A 23,543-nucleotide genomic window follows, 5' to 3' on the forward strand; every position below is an offset into this window, starting at 1 on the left:
GAACACCCGATGAAAGCCGCGAGCTTCGAATACCAACGCCCCGCGACGCTGCAGGCCGCCTTGCGCGCGCTGGCCGACGCCGGCGGCGCCGCCAAGGTGATGGGCGGCGGCCAATCCCTCGGGCCGATGCTGAACCTGCGCCTGGCGCGGCCGAAGCAGGTGGTCGACGTCTCGTCGCTCGGCGAGCTGCGGCAGGTCACGGCCGACGGCGACCAGCTGCGCATCGGCGCGGCCGTGACGCATGCCGAGATCGAGGATGGCGTGCACCCCTTGCTGCGCGACGGCCTGCTGCAGTCGGTGGCCGGCGGCATCGCCTACCGAGCGATCCGCAACCGCGGCACGCTCGGCGGCAGCCTCGCGCACGCAGACCCCGCAGCCGACTGGGTGCTGGCGATGGCCGCCCTCGGGGCGCAGATCGAGATTTCGTCGGCCGCCGGCACCCGCCGGGTGCCGATGGAGCGCTTCATGCAAGGCGCCTACACCACCGACCTGGCCGACGGCGAACTGCTGACCGCGGTGCGCATTCCCAGGCTGGGCGCGGCGGCGCGCTGGGGCTATTTCAAGTTCTGCCGCAAGACCGGCGAGTTCGCGGAGGCCAGCTGCGCCGCCGTGTTCGATCCCTCGCGCAAGCTGGCGCGCATCGTGCTGGGCGCGCTCGACGGCGCGCCCCAGGCCTTGCCGGCCCTGGCCGCGCAGGTGGCGCGGTCCGCCGCGATGCCGTCGCGCGAAACCCTTCAATCGGCCATTGCCGCGGCGCTGCCGGGCAAGGATGCGGTCGATCGCAAACTGAGGGTCGCGGCGGTCGAGCGCTGCCTGCACCAGATCTTCATTCCGGAGCTTTCCACATGACGTCCATCGCCGTCGAACTCAACGGCCGCACGCTGCGTCGCGACGTGCCCGCACGCATGCATCTTGCCGATTTCGTGCGCGAAGAGGGCCGCCAGACCGGCACCCATCTGGGCTGCGAGCACGGCGTCTGCGGCGCCTGCACGGTGCTGGTCGACGACCGGCCGGTGCGCTCGTGCATCGCCTTCGCGGTGGCCTGCGACGGCCAGAAGGTGACCACCGTCGAGGGCTACGACCACGACCCCGTGATGGCGCTGCTGCGCCCCGCGTTCTCGCGCCACCATGCGCTGCAGTGCGGCTTCTGCACGCCCGGCATGCTCGCCACCGCGCGCGACATCGTGCTGCGCTGTCCCGAAGCCGACGAGGCGCGGGTCCGGCTCGAGCTGTCGGGCAACCTCTGCCGCTGCACCGGCTACGTGGGCATCGTCGCGGCCATCCGCGACGTGCTCGACCAATGCCGCGACGGCGGACACGCCGACATTGCGGCGATGCGCGAAGCGCTGCAGGTCCACTGCGGCGAGGCGTCGGGGCTTGCGCCGGCGCAGGCCTTCGCGGCCTTCGACGCCGTTGACACGGGCGTCGCCGCGGTGGCTGCGGCACCGCGCAGCGAGGCGCCTTCGACGGATGCCGCGTCGGCCAACGGCACCCGGATCCAGGGCGGGTTCTCGGTACCGTTCCCGGCCGCCGAGGTCTGGCGCTTCATGGCCGACCTGCCGGCCGTCGCCGCCTGCCTGCCGGGCGCCGAACTGACCGAGCACACCGGCGACCGCGTGAAGGGGCGGGTGGCGATCAAGTTCGGGCCGATGTCGGCCAGCTTCAACGGCGCCGCGCGGCTCGACCGCGACGACAGCACGCGCAGCGCGGTGCTCAAGGGCGCCGGCCAGGATTCGCTGAGCCAGTCGCGCGCCAACGGCGATGTCGCCTACCGCCTGACGGAGGTGTCGCCGACCGCGACCCGGGTCGACGTCGACCTGCTCTATTCGCTGCAGGGTCCGCTGGCGCAGTTTTCGCGCTCCGGCCTGGTCAAGGACTTCGTCGGCCGCCTGATCCAGGAGTTCGGCAAGAACGTGGCGTTGCGCATGGACCCTGCGCGCTCGGGCGATGCGCCCTTGCCGCCGGCGCGCCTGAATGCCTTCAGCCTGGGCGTCGGCGTCCTCTGGGCGCGCATCCGCCGCTGGTTCGGAGCCGGCGACTAGCCCGCAGTTTTTCTCGTGTGTCCCGGCATCCCGGCGCGATTTCGCAGGATTCGCGCCGAGGGCGCAGCTTTGCCCGTTGATGGGTCCCTTTTGATCTTGGAGAGAACGATGATGAATGGCTCGCTTGCTAGAACTCTTCGCGCAGCGCTCGCATGCCTTTGCCTCGGCGCGATGGCCGCGGCCAGCGCCCAGGCCCCCGAGAAGCTGAAGGTCCGGCTCGACTGGACGCCCTGGGGCGTGCATGCCGCGGTGCATCTGGCCCAGCAGAAGGGCTGGTTCAACGCGGCCGGGCTCGACGTCAGCCTCGAGGACGGCAACGGCTCGGTGACCACGGTGCAACTGGTCGGCGGCGGCGACCAGTTCGATGTCGGCCACGCGGCGCTGGCCTCGATGATGATCGCGCGCGACAAGGGCGTGCCGGTGAAGGCGGTGGCGGTCTTCGCGCGGCTCAGCGACGTCGGCCTGCTGGTGCCGAAGGACGGCGGCATCCAGGGCCCCAGGGATCTGAAGGGCAAGAAGGTCGCCTACACCGCGGGTTCGCTGGAGGCGCCGTTCATCGACGCCTTCCTGGCCGCCGGCGGCCTCAAGCGCAGCGACTTGGAACTGGTCGGGGTCGACGCCGCAGGCAAGGCCGCCACCTATGCCGCGGGCCGCACCGACGCCGCGTTCTCCACCATTCCGTTCTTCCTGCCCGTGGTTTCGCTGACCCGGCCTTCGGATGCGATCCGTTTTGCCGACTACCAGCTCAACATGCCGAGCTTCGGGCTCTTCGCCACCGAGGCCAAGCTCGCGGCGCGCGGCCCGGCCATCGGCAGGTTCGCCAGCGTGGTCGCTGCATCGTGGACCTACGTGCTGAACGGCCACGAGGACGAAGCGGTCGAGGCCATCGTGGCGCAGCGGCCGCAGGCCAAGCTCGACAAGAAGGTGGTGCGGGCGCAGATCGAAGCGCTGCGCCCGTTCTTCCAGTCGCCGGCGGCGGCCGGCCAGCCGGTCGGCGTGCCGGTGGCTGCGGACTGGACGATCGCGGTGAAGACCCTGACCGATGCCGGGCTGATCAAGTCGATCAAGGACGGCAGCGACTTCTTCGTGCCGGGCCTGGTGCGGCCGGTGGTACTGAAGGCGGCGGGCACGTGAGCGCGGCGGCCATTCACGCGGACGGCGTCCGCAAGGTCTACCCCGGGGAGCGCGCGCTGACCGCGCTGGACGGCATCTCGCTGGACATCCGGCCGGGCGAGTTCGTCAGCATCCTCGGGCCCAGCGGCTGCGGCAAGAGCACCTTCCTGCGCTGCGTCGCCGGCCTGGAGCCGGTGACGGCCGGAACGCTCAGCGTCGACGGTCGCAAGGTGGCGGGGCCACCCGACCACCTGGGCATGGTGTTCCAGCGCGACGCGCTGCTCGAATGGCGAACCATCGAGCGCAACATCCTGCTGCCGATCGAGTTCGCCCGCAAGCCGACGCAGGCCTACCGGGCGGTCATGGCGCAGCTGCTGAAGCTGACCGGCCTCTCGGATTTCGGCGACCGCTATCCGCGCGAGCTGTCGGGCGGCATGCGGCAGCGGGCCGCGATCTGCCGCGCGCTGATCGACCAGCCGGGCCTGCTGCTGATGGACGAGCCCTTCGGCGCCCTCGATGCCCTGACGCGCGACCAGATGAACGTCGAGCTGCAGCGCATCTGGCTCGAGACCCGCAACACCGTGATGTTCGTGACGCACGGGATCTCGGAGGCGGTGTTCCTCGCCGACCGCGTGGTGGTGTTCTCGCCCCGGCCGGGCCGCATCGCCGACATCATCGAGGTCGACCTGCCGCGGCCGCGCCGCCTGGCGGTGCGCGAGACGGCGCAGTTCGGCGCCTACACCGGCCGCATCCGCGACCTGTTCCACGACATGGGGCTGATCAACGAAGAGCCCGCCCACGCCCTCGAGGAGGCTGCATGATGAATCCGTGGATGGCCAAGGCCAGGCAATGGCTAGTGGGTGCGCTGTCGATCGTCGCCTTCCTCGCGGTGTGGGAAGTGCTGGTGCGGGTGCTGCACGTGCGGCCGGTGACGCTGCCGCCGCCGACCGCCATCCTCGGCGAGCTCGGCAGCGAGTGGCGCTGGTACCTGGACCACGCGCTCTACACCCTGCTGACCACGCTCGGCGGCTTCGCGCTGTCGGTGGTGGTCGGCGTGGCGCTGGCGATGCTGCTGGTGGGCTCGCGCGGGTTCGAGCATGCGATCTATCCGCTGATCGTGGCCCTGAACAGCGTGCCCAAGGTGGCCATCGCGCCGCTGTTCGTGATCTGGCTCGGCACCGGCTCCGAGCCCAAGATCGCGATCGCCTTCCTGATCGCGGTGTTCGCGGTAATCGTCGATGCCGTGCACGGGCTGCGCTCGGTGCCGCAGGACGTGCTGGACCTCGGCACCGTGCTGAAGGGGTCGACCCTCGACTTCTTCTTCAAGGTCCGGCTGCCGTGCGCGCTGCCCTCCATCCTGACGGGCATGAAGGTGGCGATCTCGCTGTCGCTGGTGGGCGCCATCGTGGGCGAGTTCGTCGCGTCGCAGCGCGGCCTCGGCTACGTGATCCTGAGCGCGCAGGGCACCTTCGACACGCCGCGGGTGTTCGCGGCGGTGTTCATGCTGGCGATTCTCGGCATCGTGCTCTATGGCGGCCTGGCCTGGGCCGAGCGTCGCGCGACGCCCTGGCGCCGCATCGATGCCTAGGCCTGCGGGCGTGCGCCCTACCGATGGGGCCGCAGCTGCGCAATCAGCCGCCGAATCGCACCAGCGACGCCGCGCTTGGCCGCCACGATCGGGTCGGCACAGAAGATCGCGCGCTGCTCGGCCAGGGCGACGTGCAGCGCGGCATGGTTCTTCTCGTTGTAGACCCAGGTGCCGGACACGATGTGCGCGCCCGAAGTCACAGGAGTGATGCGAAGGTCCTCGACCCCGATCCGCTCCAGTGCCGCTGCACGCAGAGCCGCTTGCTGCGCGGGGCCGCCAACCCCGTCGATCGGGCGGGGGAAGGCGAAGCTGATGGCCTGAACCTGCGGGTAGTGCTCCGACATGAAAGCGCAGATCTCGAAGAAGATCAGGCGTCCGAAGTGCCTTCGCTCCTCCAGCATTCCCTGCGTGGGGGTGAACGCCTCGACGTGGATCTGGGTTCCGCCGTTCAGAACGAGCACTGGGTCCAAAGTCGCCAACAGGACACGTCCCTCATGGACACACATGGGGTCGCCGAGTTGATAGAAGGCATCGTTTGTCCCGGTGATCCGAATTTTCGTGAAGGTCATGTAAGGCGAATGCGACGGGCTTTCGCCCATCCCCGCGCGCCGTTCCTCGCTTGCCCTGAAGTTGGTAGGACAACTGTACTGGGAAGAAGGGCATGGTCCTTCGAATCGGCCGGCTCCGAGCGTTCTATCGTGACTTTTTTCGCGTCGGAGGAAACATTGATCTGGCGCAATTCAGGCGTGCGACTCGGCCTTAGGATTTCAGCCGGGTTCTGAAGTGTGGTGGTCAACGCGCCGATGCCGGAAGATGGCCCCCGTACAGGTCTCGAAGCGCTCGCGGCAAGGACTGCGACGGGCTGGAAGAATCAATCGCCAGGAGAACTGCCATGGCCAAGACCGACAAGAACGATCGCGCGAACGCATCGCCTCGAGCGGCAGCGCCTTACACGACGGTCCAGGAACGGCGTACCAAGGGAAAGGCACTGCGCGACAAGGTGCCGCGCGCCACGCATGCGGGGTGGAAGGCACCGAAGGACCGGCGCGACCCGATCAAACTCCTGCTCGAGACCAACGAGGGCCGCATGGCCGACCTGGTCCCGATTCGCTTCGGACGCATGTCGGCGTCGCCGTTCGCCTTCTACCGCGGCGCTGCCGCGCTGATGGCCGCGGACCTCGGCACGACGCCGAGCAGCGGGATCCGGGTGCAGGCGTGCGGCGATGCCCACCTGATGAACTTCGGCGGCTTCGCGACACCGGAGCGCAACGTGATCTTCGACATCAACGATCTCGACGAGACGCTGCCGGCCCCCTGGGAGTGGGATCTCAAGCGGCTTGCCGCGAGCGTGGTGATCGCGGCGCAGCATCTGCGTCTTCCCGACAGCGACGCGGCACGCGTGGCGACGGATGTCGCGCGCGAGTATCGCGAACGGATGGCCGACTACGCGTCGATGCGGGCACTCGAGGTCTGGTACGACAAGATCGATCTGCAGCGCTACGTCGATCGATCGGCCGATCCGGATCTTGTGCTGCAAATCCGCAAGCGCATGGCGGACCGGATCGAAGCAGAAAGGCGCAAGAGTGTCCCCGACCATCTGTACCCGAAGCTGGTCTCGGAGGAGGGCGCAAGGCCCAGGATCAAGGACGAGCCGCCTCTGATCTTCCATCCGACCGGCGAACAGGCTCTCGGCCTGGAGTCGGGGTATGCCGAAGCGATCGCCTCCTACAGAGAGAGCTTGCCCGAGCAGACGCGGACGCTGTTCGACCGGTTCCATTTCTTCGATCTGACCATCAAGGTCGTCGGCGTGGGCAGTGTCGGCACGATGTGTGCTGTCGCACTGTTCATGGCGGCGGACGACGATCCGCTGTTCCTGCAGGTGAAGGAGGCACGCCCCTCGGTGCTCGAGCCCTATGCGGGGAAGAGCCTCCACTCGAACAACGGCCAGCGCGTCGTGATGGGCCAGCGCATGATGCAGGCGGCGAGCGACGTGTTCCTCGGATGGACCCGGGGATTGAACGGCCGTGATTTCTATGTGCGCCAGCTTCGCGACATGAAGATGTCCGCCATCATCGAGGATTGGGACACGGGACTGCTGCGGCAATATGGGCGCATGTGCGCTCACGCGCTGGCCCGCGCGCACGCCCGTTCGGGTGATGCCGCGATGATCCACGGCTACATGGGCTCCGCGCAGACCTTCGACGACGCCATCGCTGAGTTCTCGGTCGAGTACAGCGACCAGAACCGCAATGACTATCGGGCGTTCGTGCAGGCCGTCCGGGAGAAGCGGATCGATGTCATCGTCGAGGGCTAGCGTCAGCGTGGCGCAGGCTCGCCGAGCAGGAACCCCGTGGCGCTGCGCCACCATGCTTCGTCGATGTATCGGATCCAGTCGTTGTGGTCGGCGCCCCGGACCACCTCGAGCCGCTTGGGGCCGGGCAGCGATTCGTACAGCGCCGTGCCGAAGCGGGCAGGAACGACGCGGTCGCGCTCGGCGACGACCACCAGCACCGGGCGGCCGATCGACGCGAGGTGGGCGACGCTGTCGTAGCGGTCGCGCAGCAACCAGGCCACCGGCAGCCACGGATAGTGGTAGGCCGCGATGTGTTCGAGCGTGTCCCACGGCGTGATGAGCATCAGGGCCGCGACGTGGTCGCGCTGCCGCACGGCCGCCGCGGCCGCCACGCCGGCGCCCAGTGATTCGCCGATCAGCAGCAAGGGCGGGCCGTGCAGCCGATGGGCCAGCGCGAAGGTCTGCTCGGCATCCTCGACCAGGCTGCGCTCGCCCAACGCGCCGTCGCGCGGGCCGTAGGCCGGGTATTCGGCCAGGATCACGCGCAGCCCGAGGCGGCTGAGCGCCGCGGCGTAGTAGCCGCGATGCCCGGCATGGCCCGCATTGCCGTGGAACACGAGCACCGTGCCGCGCGCAGGGCCCTCCGGCTCCGCCACCAGGCCACGAAAGTCGCCCTTGGCCGGCCAGGCGACGAGTCCGGCGGACGCCATCTCGGCGGCTTGCGCCCGGGCGGGGTAGTAGATCAGGCGGTCCTGGAACATGGCGGGCGCTGCCAGAGCGATCGCGCAGGCGGTGGCGAGCCAAAGCATGATCGCTGCAGGTTTCATCGAGGCTCGGTGGGGAGGTTCGACGGTGAAGGGTCATCCTTCGGCGAAGACGATGCGCTGTCAACCCCGGATTCGCGCGCATCGCGCGCAGGCCGCCCAGGGCGCGCCGCGGCCGCCACCCCGTACATCACCAGCGCCGCGACGACCACGGCGTTGAATCCGATGTGGATCGCGAGCAAGGTGGCCAGCACCGCTGCGGTGACCGAGGCGCAGCCGTTGATGCCCCAGGCCCAGGGGATGAGCCGGGCATCGGCGGCCTCCACCCTGGCCAGGCCGAGGGGAAAAGGCATGCCCATGAAGAACGCCAGCGGGGCGATGAGTGCCGCCGAGATCAGGATCCGCGCCGCATCGGGCAGGCCCATCGCGTGCCGGAAGAGCCAGGGCAGCAGGAGCAGGCACAGCGCCGCCGACACGGCGATGGCCGCCACCACCGCCGGCACCGGATTGCCCTTGAGCCGGCCCGACACGCGGCTGCCGATGCCGGCGAACAGCAGGAACGCGAACAGCACGACGGCGATCGCATACAGCGGATGGCTCAGGAACAGGACGAACTTCTGGATGAACGCGATCTCGATGAACATGAAGCCGAAGCCGATGGCCAGGAAGTAGGCCAGCACGCGCCCACGCGTTCCGGCGCCCGGCACCCGCCCACCGTGCGGTGCGCCCGGCCGTGCGACCCAGGCCAGCGGCAGCCCGATCAGCAGCAGGCTCGCCACCACCGCCTGCACCAGCGTGGCAACGAGCACCGGATAGCCCCATTCGAGCAGCGGCAGGCCACCCTGCCCCTTGAGCGACAGGAGCTCCGGCAGCGAACGCCACTTGAAGAAGTGGAAGAAGTGCGGCTTGTCGTCGGTGGCCGGTTCGATATGGAACTTGTAGCGCGCCATGAAATCGTCGCGCCCCGGACCGAGCAGCGCCTGCGCGCCGTCGAACAGGTCCGGGCCTTCGACCACGTTGAAGCGATTCGCCTCGTCCCGCCGCATGCCTGGGTAGAAGGCCAGATCGAAGGAGCGGGCGAGGCAGAAGCCCTTGATTGCGGCGATGTCCTCGGGGGTGAACGCGCCGTTCTTGACCAGCAAGGTGCTGGTCTTCCAGCTTCGTATCAACGCCAGCCGCGCGCCGGGGTCGCTGATGCCCGATCGCTCCAGCGCCGCCACCGCGGCGGCGAAGAGCTTGAGCGCATCGCGCGGCGGCAGCGTGACCCAGCGCGTGAATGCCAGCAGCCCGCCGGGCTGCAGATGGCGCAGGTCGTCCTGCACGGCCTCGATCGTGTAGAGGTAGTTCTCGGCGAGCGCGTAGAGGCCGGCCGAGGACGCACTGAAGGAATCGAGCAGCGCCACCTGGATCAGGTCGTAGCGCTCCCGGCTGGCCGCGATGAAGCCGCGCGCCTCGGCCACGTGCACGCGCGCCATCGGCCCGTAGACGCCGCCTGCGGCGGCCGCGAAGGGGCCCTGCACCAGTTCGACGACCTGGGGATTGAGCTCCACCGCATCGATGCGGCGGGCGCCGTGATAGTGGGCCTGCAGCACGTCGGCCCCGGCGCCGGCGCCCAGCACCAGCACGTGCGGCCGGCGCAGCAGGTGGTAGGGCAGCGCGGAGCTGATCTGGTCCAGGTGCGCCAGGCTTTCGCGCTGGCCGTCGAACCGGGTCAGCGCGTTGAGCCCTTCGCCGTCGGTGAAGACGCCCCATTGCGGCGGCGGCTCGGTCGATGCGGTGAGGCTCAGGCCCGGCGCGTGGCGCAGCGGAATGCGCGGGCTCTCGACCACGCTGACGAGGCCCAGGGGGCTCGATCGCTGCGCCACCACCCGGGCGCCGGGGATGCGCAGGGTCTGCGACAGCTCCTTGTAGGGCGACATGACGGGCGCCAGCCACGCCGCGGGCAGCAGCAGGAGGCCGCCGGCCAGCGCCACCGATGCGAGCGCCGGCCAGCGCCGACGCCCGCCGCATTCGATCCACCCGACCGCCGCCGCGACGCAGCCCAGCGCGCCGATCATCTGCAAGGCGTCGGCCGGCGCCACCACGAAGAGCAGCGCCACGATCCCCAGGCTGCCCGCGCCTGCACCGAGGATGTCGACGCTGTAGATGCGCGACTGCGCGCCGCGAAAGCGCGTCAGCGCCATGCACACGCAGGCGCCGGCGCACAGGAAGGGCAGCAGGAGCAGCAGGTAGACGGCCAGCAGGTAGGCCGGCTGGCGCGGGTCCCAGAGGAGTTCGAGCGGATTGAACGGCACGCGCTGGGCCAACGCGAAACAGCCGATCGCAGTGAGCCCGAAAGCCGCGGCGGCCGCGCAGAAGAGCGGCGCGAATCGCTGCTGCACCGCGCGCTGCGCCAGGGTCAGCAAGGCGCCGCTGGCACCCCAACCGAGCAGCGCGAGGCTGATGATCATGTAGGCGAAGTGGTGCCACAGGGTGATCGAGAACAGCCGCATCAGCAGAATCTCGTAGGCCAGCGCGGCGGCCGAGACCAGGGCCACGGCGATCAGCGGCGCGGCGGTCATCGACGCTCCGGGCGCTCAGCGCTGGCCGGTCAGCGGAACGAAGATCACCGGCAGGATCTGCCGCATCGACACCGTTCCATCGGCGTTCTTCTCGATCAGCATCAACTGCTGGACCATGAACGCCGCGCCCACCGGAATCACCATCCGGCCGCCGGGTTTGAGCTGGCGGATGAGGGGCGGCGGGACGTGGCTGGCCGCCGCGGTCACGAGGATGGCGTCGTAGGGCGCATGTTCCTCCCAGCCGTGATAGCCGTCGCCCAGGCGCACCTGGACATTGGTGTAGCCCAGTTTCTGCAGCCGTTGCGTGGCCTGGAGCCCCAGCGGCTCGATGATCTCGATGGTGTAGACCACGCGGGCCAGCTGCGCCATCACCGCCGCCTGATAGCCGGATCCGGTCCCCACCTCGAGCACCTTGTCGCCGGGCTCCGCCTTGGCCAGGTCCGTCATCAGCGCCACGATGTAGGGCTGGGAGATGGTCTGCCCATGGCCGATCGGTACCGGCCGGTTCGCGTACGCCAGATCGAGCTGGTTGAGGGGCACGAACTCGTGCCGGGGCACCTTGTCCATGGCCGCCATCACGCGCGCGTCGAAGGCGGGCCTGACGGTTTCCGCGGGAGTCTGGCGAGCCAGCGCCGTGATCTCTTCCGTCATCTTCCGGCGCTCGGATGCGAAATCCGGGGTGGCCGCGCCAAGGGCTCCTGTCGTGGCCAGGAGAAGCGCCGAAGCCATTGCACGGACCATGGGTGTGACCATAGTGCGCCGATCATGGCCGAGCACGAAACCGCGGTCCAGCGCGGGGGTGCAAGGCCATGGTCACGAAGAGGACGCTAGGCCGCTTGCTCCCGAAGGGCATTCCTCTTGCGCACCTGAAAGACGAACGCGACCACCTGCCAGGTGACGAAGACGGCGATCAGGGCCAGCAGGCTGCCGCTGATGGGCCGCGTGAGGAACGTCGTGAAACTCCCGCGGCTCAGGAGCAGCGCGCGGCGGAAATTCTCCTCCAGCATGGGCCCGAGGATGAAGCCGAGCATCAGCGGGGCGGCGTCGAGCTCCAGCCGCATGAACATGTAGCCCATGAAGCCGAACGCCGCCGTGATGAAGACGTCTTCCAGGTTGTTGTTGACGCTGTAGGTGCCGATGCAGCAGAAGAACAGGATCGACGGGAACAGCACGCTGTAGGGGATCTTGAACACCGACAGCCAGTAGCGCACCAGCGGCACGTTCAGGACCAGCAGGAAGACGTTGCCGACCCACATGCTGGCCACCAGGCCCCAGAAGAGCTCGGGGTGGCTGGCGATCATGTTCGGTCCCGGCTGGATGCCCTTGATGATGAAGGCGGCCAGCATCAGCGCCATCACGGCGTTCTCGGGGATGCCGATGCTCATCAGGGGGATGAAGCTGGTGCGGGCGGCCGCTTCGTCGGCCGCGGCCTGACCGGCCACGCCCTCGATGCAGCCGGTGCCGATCTCGTGCTTGTACTTGCTGACCTTCTTGTCGATCGCGTACGCGGCGAACTGGGCGATCGTGGGACCGCCGCCGGGCAGGATGCCCAGGAAGGAGCCGACCACGCTGCCGCGCAGGGCACTGGGGATGATCCGCTTGAATTCCGCCCAGGTGGGGATCAGGTCGATCTTGCCGTTGAAGGGCGAGCGTTCTTCCCGGGCGTCGAGGTTCTTCGTGATCTCGGCGATGCCGAAGCAGCCCAATGCGATGCTCACGACGCCGACGCCGTCCACCAGGAAGGGCAGGTCCATGGTGAAGCGCTGGGCGCCGCTGTTCACGTCGGTGCCGATCGTGCCCAGCAGCACCCCGATCATGCTCATGGCCAGGCCATTGAGCAGGCTGCCCGTGGTGACGAAGCTCACGCACACGAAACCCACCATCATCATGGCGCAGTAGTCCGCCGGACCGAACAGGAAGGCGACTTCACCCAGCGTGGGAGCCAGGAACGACAGCACCAGGATGGCGACCGTGCCGCCAATGAAGCTCGAGACGCCCGCGGTGAACAGCGCCAGCCCGGTCTTGCCCTTGAGCGTCATCTGGTAGCCGTCGATGCACGCCACGATGCTGCTGGCGTGCGGGATCTTCATCGTGATGGCGCTCACGCTGTCCCCGTATTGGGCGCCGTAGTAGATGCCGGCCAGCATGATCAGCGCGCCGGTCGTGGGAATGGAATAGGTCAGCGGCAGCAGCAGGCTGATGGTGGCCAAGGGGCCCAGGCCGGGCAGCAGGCCGACCAGCGTGCCCACCGTGCAGCCGATGGCGCAGTACATCAGGTTCTGGAGGGTCAGGGCGTGCGAAAAGCCAAACGCCAGGTTGTTCAGGACGTCCATCAGTAGAGGGGCAGGTTCAAGCCGAGGAGTTTTTGAAGGAGCAGGGCCATCGTGACCAGGCCGGCGGAGATCTTGACGTTGCGCACCCACGAATAGGAGGTGCCGGCCAAGGTGGAGAAGAAGACCATGAAGACGATGCCCACGATCATGTTCAGGTACATCGAAAGCCCCGCGAAGCCGCAGAGGCTCACCATGATGATGGCGATGTTCCTGAAGTTCAGGCCCAGGTGCACGCGTTCGACGAAGAACGACCGGACCACGGTCACGATGCCGATCAGGAGCAGCATGGAGCTCACCAGTGCGGGAAACAATCCCGGCCCCGCGCGGCTGAAGTCGCCGATCGGGTAACGCAGAGCCTGCAGGCCGAAGGCCAGAGAGATCGCCATGAGGAACAGGCCTCTGACGAGATTTCGATTGTTCATACGCGCGAAGAGAGGGTGTGGCCGGTGGTGGGAACAACCCCACGGCTGTGGAACCGGGCGCCGTATTGGCAGCGCGGCTCGATGTTCTTGCGCCGTCACTGATCGGAATCTGACGCATGCGTGAGGGAAATTACGTACCGGGACCGTCCCTCATCCAGCGCGGGCGGATCGACTTCCCGTCGTGAAGGCGAGAGTCGTCGTGAACGCGCCGGTGTAGCCTGTCGCCATGGACTCCCTGATCACAGCCTCCGCGCGCGCCCTCGCCACCGGCGACCCGCTCGGCGCCCTCAAGCGCGTCGCCTTGCGCGAAGACCCGCCGGCGCTGGCCCTGCGCGGCATCGCCATGGCCCAGCTCGGCGAGCACCCGCGCGCGCGCGAGCTCCTTCGGCGCGCCGCCCGCGGCTTCGGTGCCCACGAGGAGCTGGCGCGCGCCCGCTGCGTCGTCGCCGAGGCCGAGGTGGCGCTGGCCATGCGCGACCTCGGCGGCTCCCCGCGCACGCTGGCGGCGGCCTCGGCCACGCTCGAGGCGCACGCCGATCGCGCCAACGCGCTGCAGGCGCGGCTCATCGCGGCGCGCAGGCTCTTGCTGCTGGGCCGCCTCGACGAGGCCGCGGCCGCGCTGGCGCTGCTCGATGCGCGCGGCCTGCCGCCGTCGCTGGCGGCGGTGGCCGAGCTCACCGCGGCGGAGCTGGCTCTGCGTTCGCTGCGCACCGGCCCGGCGCGGGCGGCGCTCGCCCGCGCCCACGAGGCGGCCGATCGCGCAGGCGTGCCGGCGCTGCTGGCCGAGGTGGCGGAGGCGCGGGCCGCGCTCGATCGTCCCGCCGCCCGGCGCCGCATCGCCGCTGGCGAGCAGGCGCTGCGCCTCGACGAGGTCGCGGCGCTCCTGGCCTCGGACGCGCTGGTGGTCGATGCCTGCCGTCGCGGGCTGCGCGCCGGCGACGCCTGGTGGTCGCTGGCGCGCCGGCCGGTGTTGTTCGCGCTGGCGCGCGCGCTCGCCGAGGCGTGGCCTGGCGATGTCGATCGGGACGCCCTGATCGCGTGCGCGTTCCGCACCCGCCGCCCCGACGAGTCGCATCGCGTGCGCCTGCGGGTCGAGATCGGCCGCCTGCGCGCGCTCGTCACGACACTGGCGCACATCGAGGCCACCACGCGGGGTTTCGTCCTCAGGCCGCACGGCGAGCGCGCCGTCGTCGTGCTCGCACCGCCCATCGACGGCGAACAGGCCTCGCTGGCGGCGCTGCTGTCCGACGGCGCGGCCTGGTCGACGTCGGCCCTGGCGCTGGCCCTGGGGGCCAGCCAGCGCACCGTCCAGCGCGCGCTGGTCGAACTCGAGGCCGACGGACGGGTACGCTCGATCGGGCGGGCGCGGGCGCGTCGCTGGCTGTCGCCGCCGCTGGCCGGATTCACGACGATCTTGTTACTCCCCACTTCGCTGCCGATTGAATAGAGTTGTCTCCGGGCGCCGATCCGAGGCGCGTCACCAGGAGCCCCAGCGATGAGCAGCAAGACAGGCAAGGAAAGATCCCAGCCCACGGCGCATGCAGCCGAAATCGTGCGCGAGTACGGCCCCTTTGCCGGCGCCGACAACGTGCACGGCATCACCCACGATGGCCAGCGCGTCTGGGCCGCCACCGGGGCCAGGCTGATCGCCTTCGATCCCGGGAGCGGCGAGCCCACGCGCACGCTCGACCGGGCCTGCGACGCCGGCACCGCCTTCGACGGCACGTATCTCTACCAGATCGCCGAGGCGCGCATCGACAAGATCGATCCCGTCACCGGCCGCGTGGTGGCGTCGATCCCGACGCCCGGCCACGGGCACGACTCGGGCCTCGCCTGGGCCGAGGGCAGCCTGTGGGTGGGGCAGTACCGCGATCGCAAGATCCACCAGATCGATCCGGCCACCGGCGCGGTCATCCGCACCATCGAGTCCAACCGCTTCGTCACCGGCGTGACCTGGGTCGATGGCGAGCTGTGGCACGGCACCTGGGAAGCGGATCAAAGCGAAATCCGCCGAATCAACCCGGAAAGCGGCGCGGTGCTCGAACGCCTGGAGATGCCGCACGGCATCGGCGTGAGCGGGCTCGAGTCCGACGGGGCCGATCTCTTCTATTGCGGCGGCGGCGCCAGCGGAAAGGTCCGCGCGGTGCGGCGTCCGAAAGGCGCCAGGCCCTGACCGCGCACCCCGCTCGACCGCCGCATCGGCTGGATCGGCGCATTGACGAACCTTGAACGGCTCTATTTCGAGCCCAGGAGCACCCCATGAACACCGCGATTTCCGAAGCGAGCCCCGTGAACCATCCCGTCGTGTCGGCGGACCGATGGGTGGCCGAACGCAAGACCCTGCTGGCGCGCGAAAAGGAGCTGACCCGCCTGCGCGACCAGATCGCCCGCGAGCGCCGCGCGCTGCCGTGGGTGCGCATCGAGAAGGACTACGCCTTCGATGCGCCCGAAGGCCGGCGCGCGCTCGCCGAGCTGTTCGAAGGCCGCCGCCAGCTGCTGGTGCAGCACTTCATGCTCGGCCCGGGGTGGGAGCAAGGCTGCCCGAGTTGCTCCTTCATGGCCGACCACATCGACGGCATGCACGTGCACCTGGCGCATCGCGACGTCACGCTGCTGGTCGTCTCGCGCGCGCCGCTGGCCGAGATCGAGCGCTTTCGCCGGCGCATGGGCTGGCAGTTCAAGTGGGTGTCCTCGCATGGCAGCGACTTCAATCGCGACTTCGGCGTCAGCTTCACGCCGCAAGAGCGGACCAGGGGGCAGGGCGAGGTCTACTACAACTACGGCATGCAGCCCTTCCCGGCGGAGGAAGCGCCCGGCCTCAGCGTCTTCTACCGGGACGACGCGGGCGAGATCTTCCACACCTACTCGACCTACGGGCGCGGTGTGGAGGTGATGATGGGAACGTACAACCTGCTGGACCTCACCCCCAAGGGCCGCGACGAGAACCCGGGCCACGGCATGGATTGGGTGCGCCACCACGACCGCTACGAGCCGGCACCGCGGGTGAAGCCGGCGCCGGCGGCCGGTTCGTGCTGCGAAGCGAACGGCTGAGCCCGCCTCGCCTCGCCTGGACGAACGCGCCATGACGAACCTGTGGCCGTGGCTGGCGATTGCCGGCCTCGGCGCCTTTCACGGATTGAGCCCGGCGAACGGCTGGATGTTCGCCGCCGCCTGCGGCGTGCGGGCGCGCGACGGGGCGCAGGCGCGGCGGGCCCTGCTGCCCATTGCCATCGGGCACGCCGCGTCGGTCGCGGTCGTGGCTGGCGCCGTCGCACAGGGCCTCACGATGGACCGCGCGCTGGTCCAGGTCCTGGCCGGCGCGCTGCTCGTCGGCGCGGCGTCGTACCGCTTGCTGCGCGGCGCCGGGCCGCGCAAGCCGATCGGCGCGCGGGCCGGCCACGCCGCCATCGCGTGCTGGTCCTTCCTGATGGCCACCGCGCACGGCGCCGGGTTGATGCTGGTTCCGGCACTCCTGCCGCTGTGCCTGGCCGACGATCCGGCGCGCGAGATCACCGCGTCGGGCTCAATGGCGCTGGCACTGGCGGCAGTCGGCCTCCACACGGCTGCGATGCTGGCCACGACCGGCGTCATCGCCACCGGCGTGTGCCGCGGTGTCGCCATGCACCCTGGGCTGCTGAGCGGCATGGCGCTGCGCCGGGCCTGGACCGCAGCGCTGGCCGTCACCGGCGTGCTGTTGATGGCGCTGCGCTAGGTCCCGATGGAACCACTCCATCAGATGGCATGGTCGTCCCGCCTACCCCCCGCTGTTGACGTGAAGAATCAGCCCGTCCAAGGTATGGCCTCTTAGCAGCGGCATTGATGTGCCAACGCGTAGATTCGATTCAACCACTTCGACCCTGGAGGCCCGCTATGCAGTCAATCGAGCAACTACCCGTCATTGGCATGGACATCGCCAAGAACGTATTTCAAATTCACGTTGTGGATGCTGAGACGGGCGAGATACACAGGCGGCAGATCAAGCGGGCCAAGGTGGCCGAGTTCTTCGCCAATCGTCAACCCTCGCTGGTGGCGATGGAAGCTTGCGGAGGTGCGCACCACTGGGCTCGGGCTCTGCTTGTGATGGGGCACCAAGTCAAGCTGCTGCCCGCCAAGCATGTGCGAGCCTTTGTGCTGCGCGACAAGACAGACGCACTCGATGCACAAGCCATCTGGGTGGCTGCCCAGCAGCCGCACATCCGCGAGGTGCCCGTCAAGAGCGAGCAGCAGCAAGCTTGCCTCAGCCTGCACCGCATACGCGCTCAGTTGATGAAGATGCGGATCATGCAGACCAACGCTCTCCGAGGCTTGCTTTACGAATTCGGCATCGTGCTGCCAGAGGGCCATCAGAAGCTATTGCACTCCGTGCAAGCCGAGCTCGCCAACGCTCAGCAAAGGGACCGTGTGCCCGACGTGGTGGTAGTGAGCGTTCAGGAGCAACTCAAACGGATCGAGGCCTTGCAGGATGACATCGACCAGATCGACAAGCGGCTGGCCGCCATGGTCAAACAGAGCCGCCAGATGCTGGCCGTACAGGCGATTCCTGGCGTCGGTCCGTTGACGGCGACGGCATTGGTAGCCACCGCCACGGACTTCTCATCTTTCAAGTCGGGACGCGAATTCTCTGCGTGGCTCGGCTTGACGCCGCGCCAGGTTGGCACGGGCGGCAAGACGCAGCAACTGGGAATCTCCAAGCGGGGTGATACCTACTTGCGCAGCATGCTGATTAACGGAGCGAGAGCCGTAGTCAGCCGCAGTGCGCATAACAGTTGGCTCGAACGGCTGTTGCAGCGGCAGCATTTCAACGTGGTGGTTGTCGCGCTGGCCAACAAGATGGCACGCACAGTCTGGGCAGTCTTGGCCAAAGGCAAAGCCTTTGACCCGGTCAAGTGGAATTCGACCGCGGTTGCTGCGGCCTGAGATAAAGAGCCGAGTCTCGCCCCCTGATTGCGATGAAACCGATTTGAAGGAGAGCCTGCACGAAGCGATGTGATGGAGCACAGGGTCAAACCGGGGCGGGGGCATTCCAAACTGTCCCTTGGGCATCAAGCCCGGCCATCAGATAGGAACCTCGCCCGCGAACGCCATCAGGGCCAGCAGGAAAACCCTGCACAAACAGGCCGAATGTAAGGCTGCGAGCCCTTTGAACTTCACGCCGCCGAATCTTGCTTTCCTAGGGACGACCATGTAAGGGAAAGTACTCGAGCACCTCGTCAGCTGGACGGTGCACTGACGATCACCGACTTGAAGGCCTCGATGAAGTCGGCCACCTGCTTCGGTGAGCGTTCGCCCTGCGGCAGCAACGCCTGCACGCTGACGGGCACTTCGGGCAGCAGCGTGCGCACCTGCAGCGCGCTGCTCGTGGTGGCCGCGGCCGTGAACGAGTCGACGATCGCCGGCCCCAGGCCCTGCTCCGCGAACACCATCGCGATGTGGTGGGTCTGGGCCGTCAGGCCGCCCTTGGGCTCGGTGCCATGCCGCGCGCATTGCTCGGCCAGCATCGCCCCGATCGGATCGCGCTCGTCGATCCGGATGAATCCGCTGCGCAGCAGTTCGGCAAGCTCCACCGTGCTGCGCCGGTCGTTGCCGCGCGCGGGGCGCAACGACACGCACACGAGGCGCCCCGCCGCGATCGCCACCTGCTGAACGCCGGGGTGCTGGTTCAGGCCGTAGACGATGCCCACGTCGCCTTCTCGCAGCGCGATGGCCTGCGTGATCTCGTGCGAGTGCAGCATCCGGCTCGAGATCGCGAGGTCGGGATAGCGCTTGCGGAACAGCTTCAGGGCGTCCGGCAGCGCCCGCACCGCCAGGGAGGGCACGATCAGAAGCCGCAGTTCGTTGCGACCGCCCTGGCGCAGGCTGGTCGAGAGCCGCCGCACCGATTCGAGCCGGGAGACCAGCATCTGGACTTCCGGGTACAGCGCCTGGGCCTCGCTGGTGGGCACCAGCCTGTTGCGCTGGCGGGTGAACAGTGCGTAGCCCAGTTGCAGTTCGGCGTGCTGCAGCGTGAGGGTCACGGCGGGTTGCGTGACGTGGAGCAGCCGGGCCGCCCCGCTCGCCGTGCCGGTCAGCATGATCGCGTTGAAGACCTCGATATGTTTCAGTCGCACAGCCAACCTCCGGGGCATCGTCGTGGGCGACGCGCGTCATGACGCTGCGCCTCGCTGCCCATTGTCTCACCGCAGCACGCGAGGGTATTAGCCAGCTTAATGGTTCCTGGCAAACTTCCAATGCGACAAGCAGCACCGGGCGGCACAGAATTCGGGCATGAACTCGACCACGCCTCGATCACTGCTTGTCATCGGGCCGCCCGGGCACCTCGGGGCGGCCGACATCGCGGCGAAGCTCGAGGCCCTCTGTGCAGGCCAGGCGCCCCGGAGGTACCGGGTCCTGCGCGACCGCGAATCGGCGTTCGACGACGCCACGGCGGCGAACGACGCCGACGTGGGGCGAGGCATGACGCTCCTCGATTCGATCTGGCGGACCGCGGACGCCGGGCTGGCCGGCGCTTTGCTGCCGAGCTTCGCGTCGCACCGGTTCGCGTCCGAGCTGGCCCCCGTCTCGCCGGTGCCGATCGCGAGCATCATGGCCGCCCTGGTCGAGCACGTGACGGTCGTCTTCCCCGAGGTTCGCCGGATCGGCGTGCTGGCCTCTGCGCCGGTCAAGGCGCTCGGACTGTTCGAGCGTGCGTTCGAGGACCGCGGCATCGAGTGGATCTACCCGCGTGCCCGGGCGCTCGACGATCTGAGCGTGCTGATCGAGGAACTCGGCGTCGCGTCCTCGTCGAGCTATTCCGTCTCCGCCAGCGATCGCCGCAGGGCCGAACGCGCGCATGACGACGTCGTCGCCCAGGGCGCGGAGCTGATCCTGGTCGGAAGCACGGTCCTGTGCGCTGTGCTGCAGGAACTGACGCTGCGTGCGCTGGCCGCAGGGCTGCCCCTGGTCGATTCCAACCAGGTCTACGCGGCGTTCGCCGCCTCGCAGGTCTTCGCTCCGGTGCCCCGGCCGTTCAAGGTCGGTGTCGTCGGGGGGGTCGGGCCGGCGGCGACCGTGAGCTTTCTCGACCAGCTGGTGCGAGCCACGCCCGCTGTGCGCGACCAGGACCATCTCAAGGTGGTCGTCGAGCAGAACCCGCAGATTCCCGATCGGACCGCCTACCTGGTCGGCGATGGTGCGGACCCGACGCTCGCGCTGTACGCCACCTGCAGGAAGCTCCAGGACGCCGACGCCGACATCATCGCGATCCCCTGCAACACGGCCCACGCCTTCGTGAACCACATCCAGCCGATGCTGCAGATTCCGATCATTCACATGCTGCGCGAGACGGTCGATTTCATCGCGAAGGCCTACGGGGACGCGCGTCGCATCGGGCTGCTGGCGACCACCGGCACGATCGCGGCCCGCGTCTACCACGAAGAGATCGAGCGCGCGATGCGACAGGCCTTGACGCCGGACGCCGCCACCCAGGACGAGATCATGGATGCCATCTACGGGCCCCGAGGCGTGAAGTCCGGGTTCCGCGATCCGCAAGGGCGGGCCCGCGTGGAAGCCGCGATACGGGCGCTGGCCGGGCGGGGCGCCGAAGTGATCATCCTCGGCTGCACGGAGCTGCCCTTGCTGATTGAACAGGATCTCGGCTACCAGGTCGATGGCAGGACCGTCCCGATCATCGATCCGGCGCAGGTGCTGGCCCAGCGCTGCATCGCGTACAGCCGCGCTGCGAGAGGGTTGCCGTTGAGCGTGATGAGCCCGGCTTGCTGCAGCAGCAGCAAGGCGCGGTGAAGGAAGAAACGAAGACGCGAATCGAAATCCGGGATTCGTCTCGCCGGCTTCGTGTCAAGATGGCGAGCCATGCGCCGCCTGCGTTTCATCACCAACCGCCATCGCTCGCCCTCGACCAACCGGACCCTGGGACTGCTGCTCGCCTTCAATGCGGGCGCCGTCAACGCGGGCGGTTTCCTGGTGCTTCACATGTACACCTCGCACATGACCGGCTTCGCCTCCCAGCTGGCGGATGGCCTGGTGCTGGGCAATGCGAAGCTCCTGCTCAACGCGCTGGGCGCCGTGCTGGCGTTCCTGAGCGGCGCGGCGGTCTGCGCCATGATGGTGAACTGGGGGCGCCAGCACCATCTCCGTGCCGTCTATGCGCTGCCCCTGCTGCTCGAGGCCGCGCTGATGCTTCCCTTCGGCCTGATGGGTGCGATCACGCTCACCTGGAACACGCCCTTTGCGGTGCCGCTCACCGTGCTGCTGCTGTCGTTCATCATGGGCTTGCAGAACGCGGTGGCGTCCAAGACCTCCGGGGGCAGCATTCGCACCACGCACATGACCGGCAACATCACCGACCTGGGCATGGAGCTGGGCAAGTTCTTCTACTGGAACCGGGCCGGCAGCGCCGCCCCGGCCCGCGTGCACCACAACTCCCATCGCATTCGCATGGCCAGCGGGCTGGTGGGCATGTTCGTGCTGGGCGGAATCGCCGGGGCGCTGGGCTTCAAGTATGTCGGCTTCATCTGCACGCTGCCGCTCGCGGCGCTGCTGCTGGCGCTGTCGTTGCCGCCGCTTGCCCGGGATTTTCCCCGGTCCCGCCATCTGCGCCGGCTTGCGAGCTTCGTCGGCTGGCGCCCCAGCCCGTCGCGCCCGTCCGGCGGCGACTGACCCCGGCGTCCTCGAGCAGGGCGCAGCGCCCGTCCCCAAGGCCCATCAGGCCGTGTCCCCAGCCAAGCGGACAGCCGTCCACTGGGCCGCCAATTCGTCCGATGAATCCACGGGTGCGCAGTCTCCTTCTGAATGTTTGGGCGAAACGTCCGAAGTTGGTCGTCAAGGATGCACCAAATCAGGAGGTCTGATCCTTAATTCCAGAGCTGTCTCGGCCGTGCCGTTTTGACGAATCGTGGGGCGGCCTATTGAGGAGGGGTGGGCGATAGCCAACCGGGGCGTCTTCCGGAACTTCCCTGACGGAAGGCCAGGACGATGAGCCAAGGACAAGAAGCGGGGGGGAGGAATTCAATGTCGGAAAAGTCGAGACTCGTGCCATTGCGCCGCCCTTTGTTGGGGTTTTCTGTAGTCGGTGCGTGCGTGTGGGCGGTGGTCACGTGCGTATCGGGGGACAGTGACTCAGGCAGCGGGGCCGCCGCAGCGCAAGCGGACGCTGCGATCGTGAACGCCGAGGCCTGCACGATGGATTCGCTGTGCATGGCTGACCGGGACGTTTTCATCGCCGTGAGCATCTGTCGCCAACACATAGAGCAACTTTCCGATCACTCCGTCAAGTGGACCGACGGAATGCTGCACGGCAAGTTCAGCAGGTCTCGATGGCGCAATCCGGCGCACGACGCCTTCACGTTCACATTCGTGCAAGACGAAGCAGAGCCGAAAGTCGGCCTGGGTGCGTTCGCGCCGTTGATCTACGAGTGTGATGTAGATCTCGATCTCAAGGACGTTCTGGATGTACGGGTGAGGGAAGGGCGGTTGCCGGTCCAGCTGAGCATCAACCTCAGGGTTGTCCGATACCTGCCGTTGCGACGCGAAGCTCCGAGCACGACAACGGCCTGACTCGCCGCGCGCTCGCACGCAGCCGGTCCCGAAGCGGGCAGAGCTCCATGGCGTCGGCCAAGGTAGCGTGGAAGTCTTGAACGTTCAAGCTCAGGAGCTCATGAATGCACTCGGCTTGTGCCGCACTGAAGCGCGTTGGCGTCAATGACTTCAGGAGCTGCGCCACGCTGGATTTGGCGTCGACGATCATGTCGTGCAAGGCGAGGATCGACTCGACCTGCTCGGCAGTGAAGGTCGCCGGGATGGCCATGTCGAACGGCGTGCCGTCATCGACGGTCGACATGCAAGGGCTTCCCGCCTTGGTCGGGACGCTGGGGAACGCCGAGAAATGGCAAGCTGGATTCATGACCCCAAGCGTAGCGATCGCAGCCGACGCAAGGTATCAGATTCTTCCGAAAAGGACCCCGTCCGTCGGCAGGCCGCCCCGCCGGAAGCCAGTGTCGTTGCCGCCGCTTGCGCGGGATGTGCCCCGGTCCCGCCATCTGCGCGGCGTGCAACGGCCAGCCCAAAGTATGGATCTGTCGAGGTCACGCACCTGGGATGCGGCGCTCGCGCATTGAGCGCGGCCAGCTACTCGATCGCCTTGGCCATGTCCTCGACCACCTTCTTGGCGTCGCCGAAGACCATCATGGTCTTGTCCATGTAGAACAGTTCGTTGTCCAGCCCGGCGTAGCCCGCGGCCATGGAACGCTTGTTCACGATCACCGTCTTGGCCTTGTAGGCCTCCAGGATCGGCATGCCGTAGATCGGCGTGCCCTTTTGCAGCGCCGCCGGGTTCACCACGTCGTTGGCCCCCAGGATGATCGCCACGTCGGCCTGCGCGAACTCGCCGTTGATGTCCTCCATCTCGAACACCTGGTCGTAGGGCACCTCGG

At 68.2% G+C, this 23,543-nt stretch carries 23 protein-coding genes; 14 read left to right on the top strand and 9 right to left on the bottom strand.

Going from position 1 to position 23,543, the window contains the following annotated elements:
- The first annotated feature begins 9 nt into the window (after positions 1-9).
- The 5 genes from AC1D2O_RS18085 to AC1D2O_RS18105 all read left to right on the top strand — a co-directional run bounded on the left by AC1D2O_RS18085 (position 10) and on the right by AC1D2O_RS18105 (position 4,743).
- On the top strand, positions 10-849 hold the full coding sequence (locus tag AC1D2O_RS18085; protein WP_478157655.1) for an FAD binding domain-containing protein: 840 nt from the start codon (positions 10-12) through the stop codon (positions 847-849).
- The gene (locus tag AC1D2O_RS18090; RefSeq protein ID WP_478086958.1) at positions 846-2,042 is read left to right on the top strand and encodes a xanthine dehydrogenase family Fe-S subunit; all 1,197 of its coding nucleotides are present in this window, start codon (positions 846-848) and stop codon (positions 2,040-2,042) included. Before AC1D2O_RS18085 ends, AC1D2O_RS18090 begins: the two co-directional genes overlap by 4 nt.
- Before the next feature lie 171 nt (positions 2,043-2,213).
- Complete coding sequence (locus AC1D2O_RS18095; protein WP_478086972.1) at positions 2,214-3,176, top strand: ABC transporter substrate-binding protein; 963 nt, start codon at positions 2,214-2,216, stop codon at positions 3,174-3,176.
- The gene (locus AC1D2O_RS18100) at positions 3,173-3,976 is read left to right on the top strand and encodes an ABC transporter ATP-binding protein (protein WP_478086960.1); all 804 of its coding nucleotides are present in this window, start codon (positions 3,173-3,175) and stop codon (positions 3,974-3,976) included. The genes AC1D2O_RS18095 and AC1D2O_RS18100 overlap by 4 nt, the downstream gene beginning before the upstream one ends.
- Positions 3,976-4,743: an ABC transporter permease gene (locus AC1D2O_RS18105; RefSeq protein WP_478086962.1), complete on the top strand. Its 768-nt coding sequence runs from the start codon at positions 3,976-3,978 to the stop codon at positions 4,741-4,743. The genes AC1D2O_RS18100 and AC1D2O_RS18105 overlap by 1 nt, the downstream gene beginning before the upstream one ends.
- 17 nt (positions 4,744-4,760) lie before the next feature.
- Here the strand turns inward: AC1D2O_RS18105 and AC1D2O_RS18110 are convergent, their stop codons facing one another.
- Complete coding sequence (locus AC1D2O_RS18110) at positions 4,761-5,312, bottom strand: hypothetical protein (protein ID WP_478086964.1); 552 nt, start codon at positions 5,310-5,312, stop codon at positions 4,761-4,763.
- 323 nt (positions 5,313-5,635) lie between these two features.
- Here AC1D2O_RS18110 and AC1D2O_RS18115 point away from each other — a divergent pair, with 323 nt between their 5' ends.
- Complete coding sequence (locus AC1D2O_RS18115) at positions 5,636-7,057, top strand: DUF2252 domain-containing protein (protein WP_478086965.1); 1,422 nt, start codon at positions 5,636-5,638, stop codon at positions 7,055-7,057.
- A gap of 2 nt (positions 7,058-7,059) precedes the next feature.
- On the opposite strand, the gene AC1D2O_RS18120 is transcribed toward AC1D2O_RS18115, so the two are convergent.
- The 5 genes from AC1D2O_RS18120 to AC1D2O_RS18140 all read right to left on the bottom strand — a co-directional run bounded on the left by AC1D2O_RS18120 (position 7,060) and on the right by AC1D2O_RS18140 (position 13,116).
- On the bottom strand, positions 7,060-7,863 hold the full coding sequence (locus AC1D2O_RS18120; RefSeq protein ID WP_478086966.1) for an alpha/beta hydrolase: 804 nt from the start codon (positions 7,861-7,863) through the stop codon (positions 7,060-7,062).
- The gene (locus AC1D2O_RS18125; protein ID WP_478086968.1) at positions 7,860-10,361 is read right to left on the bottom strand and encodes a spermine/spermidine synthase domain-containing protein; all 2,502 of its coding nucleotides are present in this window, start codon (positions 10,359-10,361) and stop codon (positions 7,860-7,862) included. The genes AC1D2O_RS18120 and AC1D2O_RS18125 overlap by 4 nt, the downstream gene beginning before the upstream one ends.
- Positions 10,362-10,376: 15 nt before the next feature.
- On the bottom strand, positions 10,377-11,012 hold the full coding sequence (locus AC1D2O_RS18130; protein ID WP_478086969.1) for a protein-L-isoaspartate(D-aspartate) O-methyltransferase: 636 nt from the start codon (positions 11,010-11,012) through the stop codon (positions 10,377-10,379).
- A 176-nt stretch (positions 11,013-11,188) separates the two neighbouring features.
- Positions 11,189-12,694 carry a tripartite tricarboxylate transporter permease gene (locus AC1D2O_RS18135; protein ID WP_478157656.1) on the bottom strand — a complete coding sequence of 502 codons (1,506 nt, stop codon included), beginning with the start codon at positions 12,692-12,694 and terminating at the stop codon, positions 11,189-11,191.
- A complete protein-coding gene (locus AC1D2O_RS18140) occupies positions 12,694-13,116 on the bottom strand; it encodes a tripartite tricarboxylate transporter TctB family protein (RefSeq protein ID WP_478094768.1) in 423 nt (140 codons plus the stop codon). Before AC1D2O_RS18140 ends, AC1D2O_RS18135 begins: the two co-directional genes overlap by 1 nt.
- 226 nt (positions 13,117-13,342) lie before the next feature.
- On the opposite strand from AC1D2O_RS18140, the gene AC1D2O_RS18145 reads away from it, so the two are divergent.
- From AC1D2O_RS18145 to AC1D2O_RS18165, 5 genes are all read left to right on the top strand, one after another.
- On the top strand, positions 13,343-14,563 hold the full coding sequence (locus AC1D2O_RS18145) for a helix-turn-helix domain-containing protein (RefSeq protein WP_478157657.1): 1,221 nt from the start codon (positions 13,343-13,345) through the stop codon (positions 14,561-14,563).
- 48 nt (positions 14,564-14,611) lie between these two features.
- Positions 14,612-15,289, top strand: coding sequence for a Vgb family protein (locus tag AC1D2O_RS18150; RefSeq protein WP_478094541.1), 678 nt, complete (start codon positions 14,612-14,614; stop codon positions 15,287-15,289).
- Positions 15,290-15,375: 86 nt separating this feature from the next.
- Positions 15,376-16,167 carry a DUF899 domain-containing protein gene (locus tag AC1D2O_RS18155; protein ID WP_478094539.1) on the top strand — a complete coding sequence of 264 codons (792 nt, stop codon included), beginning with the start codon at positions 15,376-15,378 and terminating at the stop codon, positions 16,165-16,167.
- Positions 16,168-16,198: 31 nt separating this feature from the next.
- On the top strand, positions 16,199-16,828 hold the full coding sequence (locus AC1D2O_RS18160; protein ID WP_478157658.1) for a hypothetical protein: 630 nt from the start codon (positions 16,199-16,201) through the stop codon (positions 16,826-16,828).
- A 158-nt stretch (positions 16,829-16,986) separates the two neighbouring features.
- On the top strand, positions 16,987-18,033 hold the full coding sequence (locus AC1D2O_RS18165) for an IS110 family RNA-guided transposase (RefSeq protein WP_478092633.1): 1,047 nt from the start codon (positions 16,987-16,989) through the stop codon (positions 18,031-18,033).
- Between the two features lie 293 nt (positions 18,034-18,326).
- Here AC1D2O_RS18165 and AC1D2O_RS18170 read toward each other — a convergent pair whose 3' ends face one another.
- A complete protein-coding gene (locus AC1D2O_RS18170; RefSeq protein ID WP_478092631.1) occupies positions 18,327-19,223 on the bottom strand; it encodes a LysR family transcriptional regulator in 897 nt (298 codons plus the stop codon).
- 157 nt (positions 19,224-19,380) lie between these two features.
- Between AC1D2O_RS18170 and cuyB the strand changes: the two genes are divergently transcribed.
- The 3 genes from cuyB (at position 19,381) to AC1D2O_RS18185 (ending at position 22,668) form a co-directional block, all read left to right on the top strand.
- Positions 19,381-20,895 (top strand): cysteate racemase, encoded by a 1,515-nt coding sequence (cuyB, locus tag AC1D2O_RS18175; protein ID WP_478157659.1) that lies wholly within the window; start codon positions 19,381-19,383, stop codon positions 20,893-20,895.
- Between the two features lie 69 nt (positions 20,896-20,964).
- Positions 20,965-21,771 (top strand): YoaK family protein, encoded by an 807-nt coding sequence (locus AC1D2O_RS18180; RefSeq protein WP_478092626.1) that lies wholly within the window; start codon positions 20,965-20,967, stop codon positions 21,769-21,771.
- Between the two features lie 501 nt (positions 21,772-22,272).
- Positions 22,273-22,668: a hypothetical protein gene (locus AC1D2O_RS18185; RefSeq protein ID WP_478092624.1), complete on the top strand. Its 396-nt coding sequence runs from the start codon at positions 22,273-22,275 to the stop codon at positions 22,666-22,668.
- Here the strand turns inward: AC1D2O_RS18185 and AC1D2O_RS18190 are convergent.
- Both AC1D2O_RS18190 and AC1D2O_RS18195 read right to left on the bottom strand, forming a co-directional pair.
- Positions 22,610-22,951, bottom strand: a complete 342-nt coding sequence (locus AC1D2O_RS18190; RefSeq protein ID WP_478157660.1) for a hypothetical protein — start codon at positions 22,949-22,951, stop codon at positions 22,610-22,612. The genes AC1D2O_RS18185 and AC1D2O_RS18190 overlap by 59 nt on opposite strands.
- A gap of 287 nt (positions 22,952-23,238) precedes the next feature.
- Positions 23,239-23,543, bottom strand: a 305-nt coding sequence (locus AC1D2O_RS18195) for an NAD(P)(+) transhydrogenase (Re/Si-specific) subunit beta (protein WP_478157661.1), incomplete at its 5' end; no start/stop codon positions are given.

Source organism: Variovorax sp. P1_G12 (assembly GCF_056405555.1).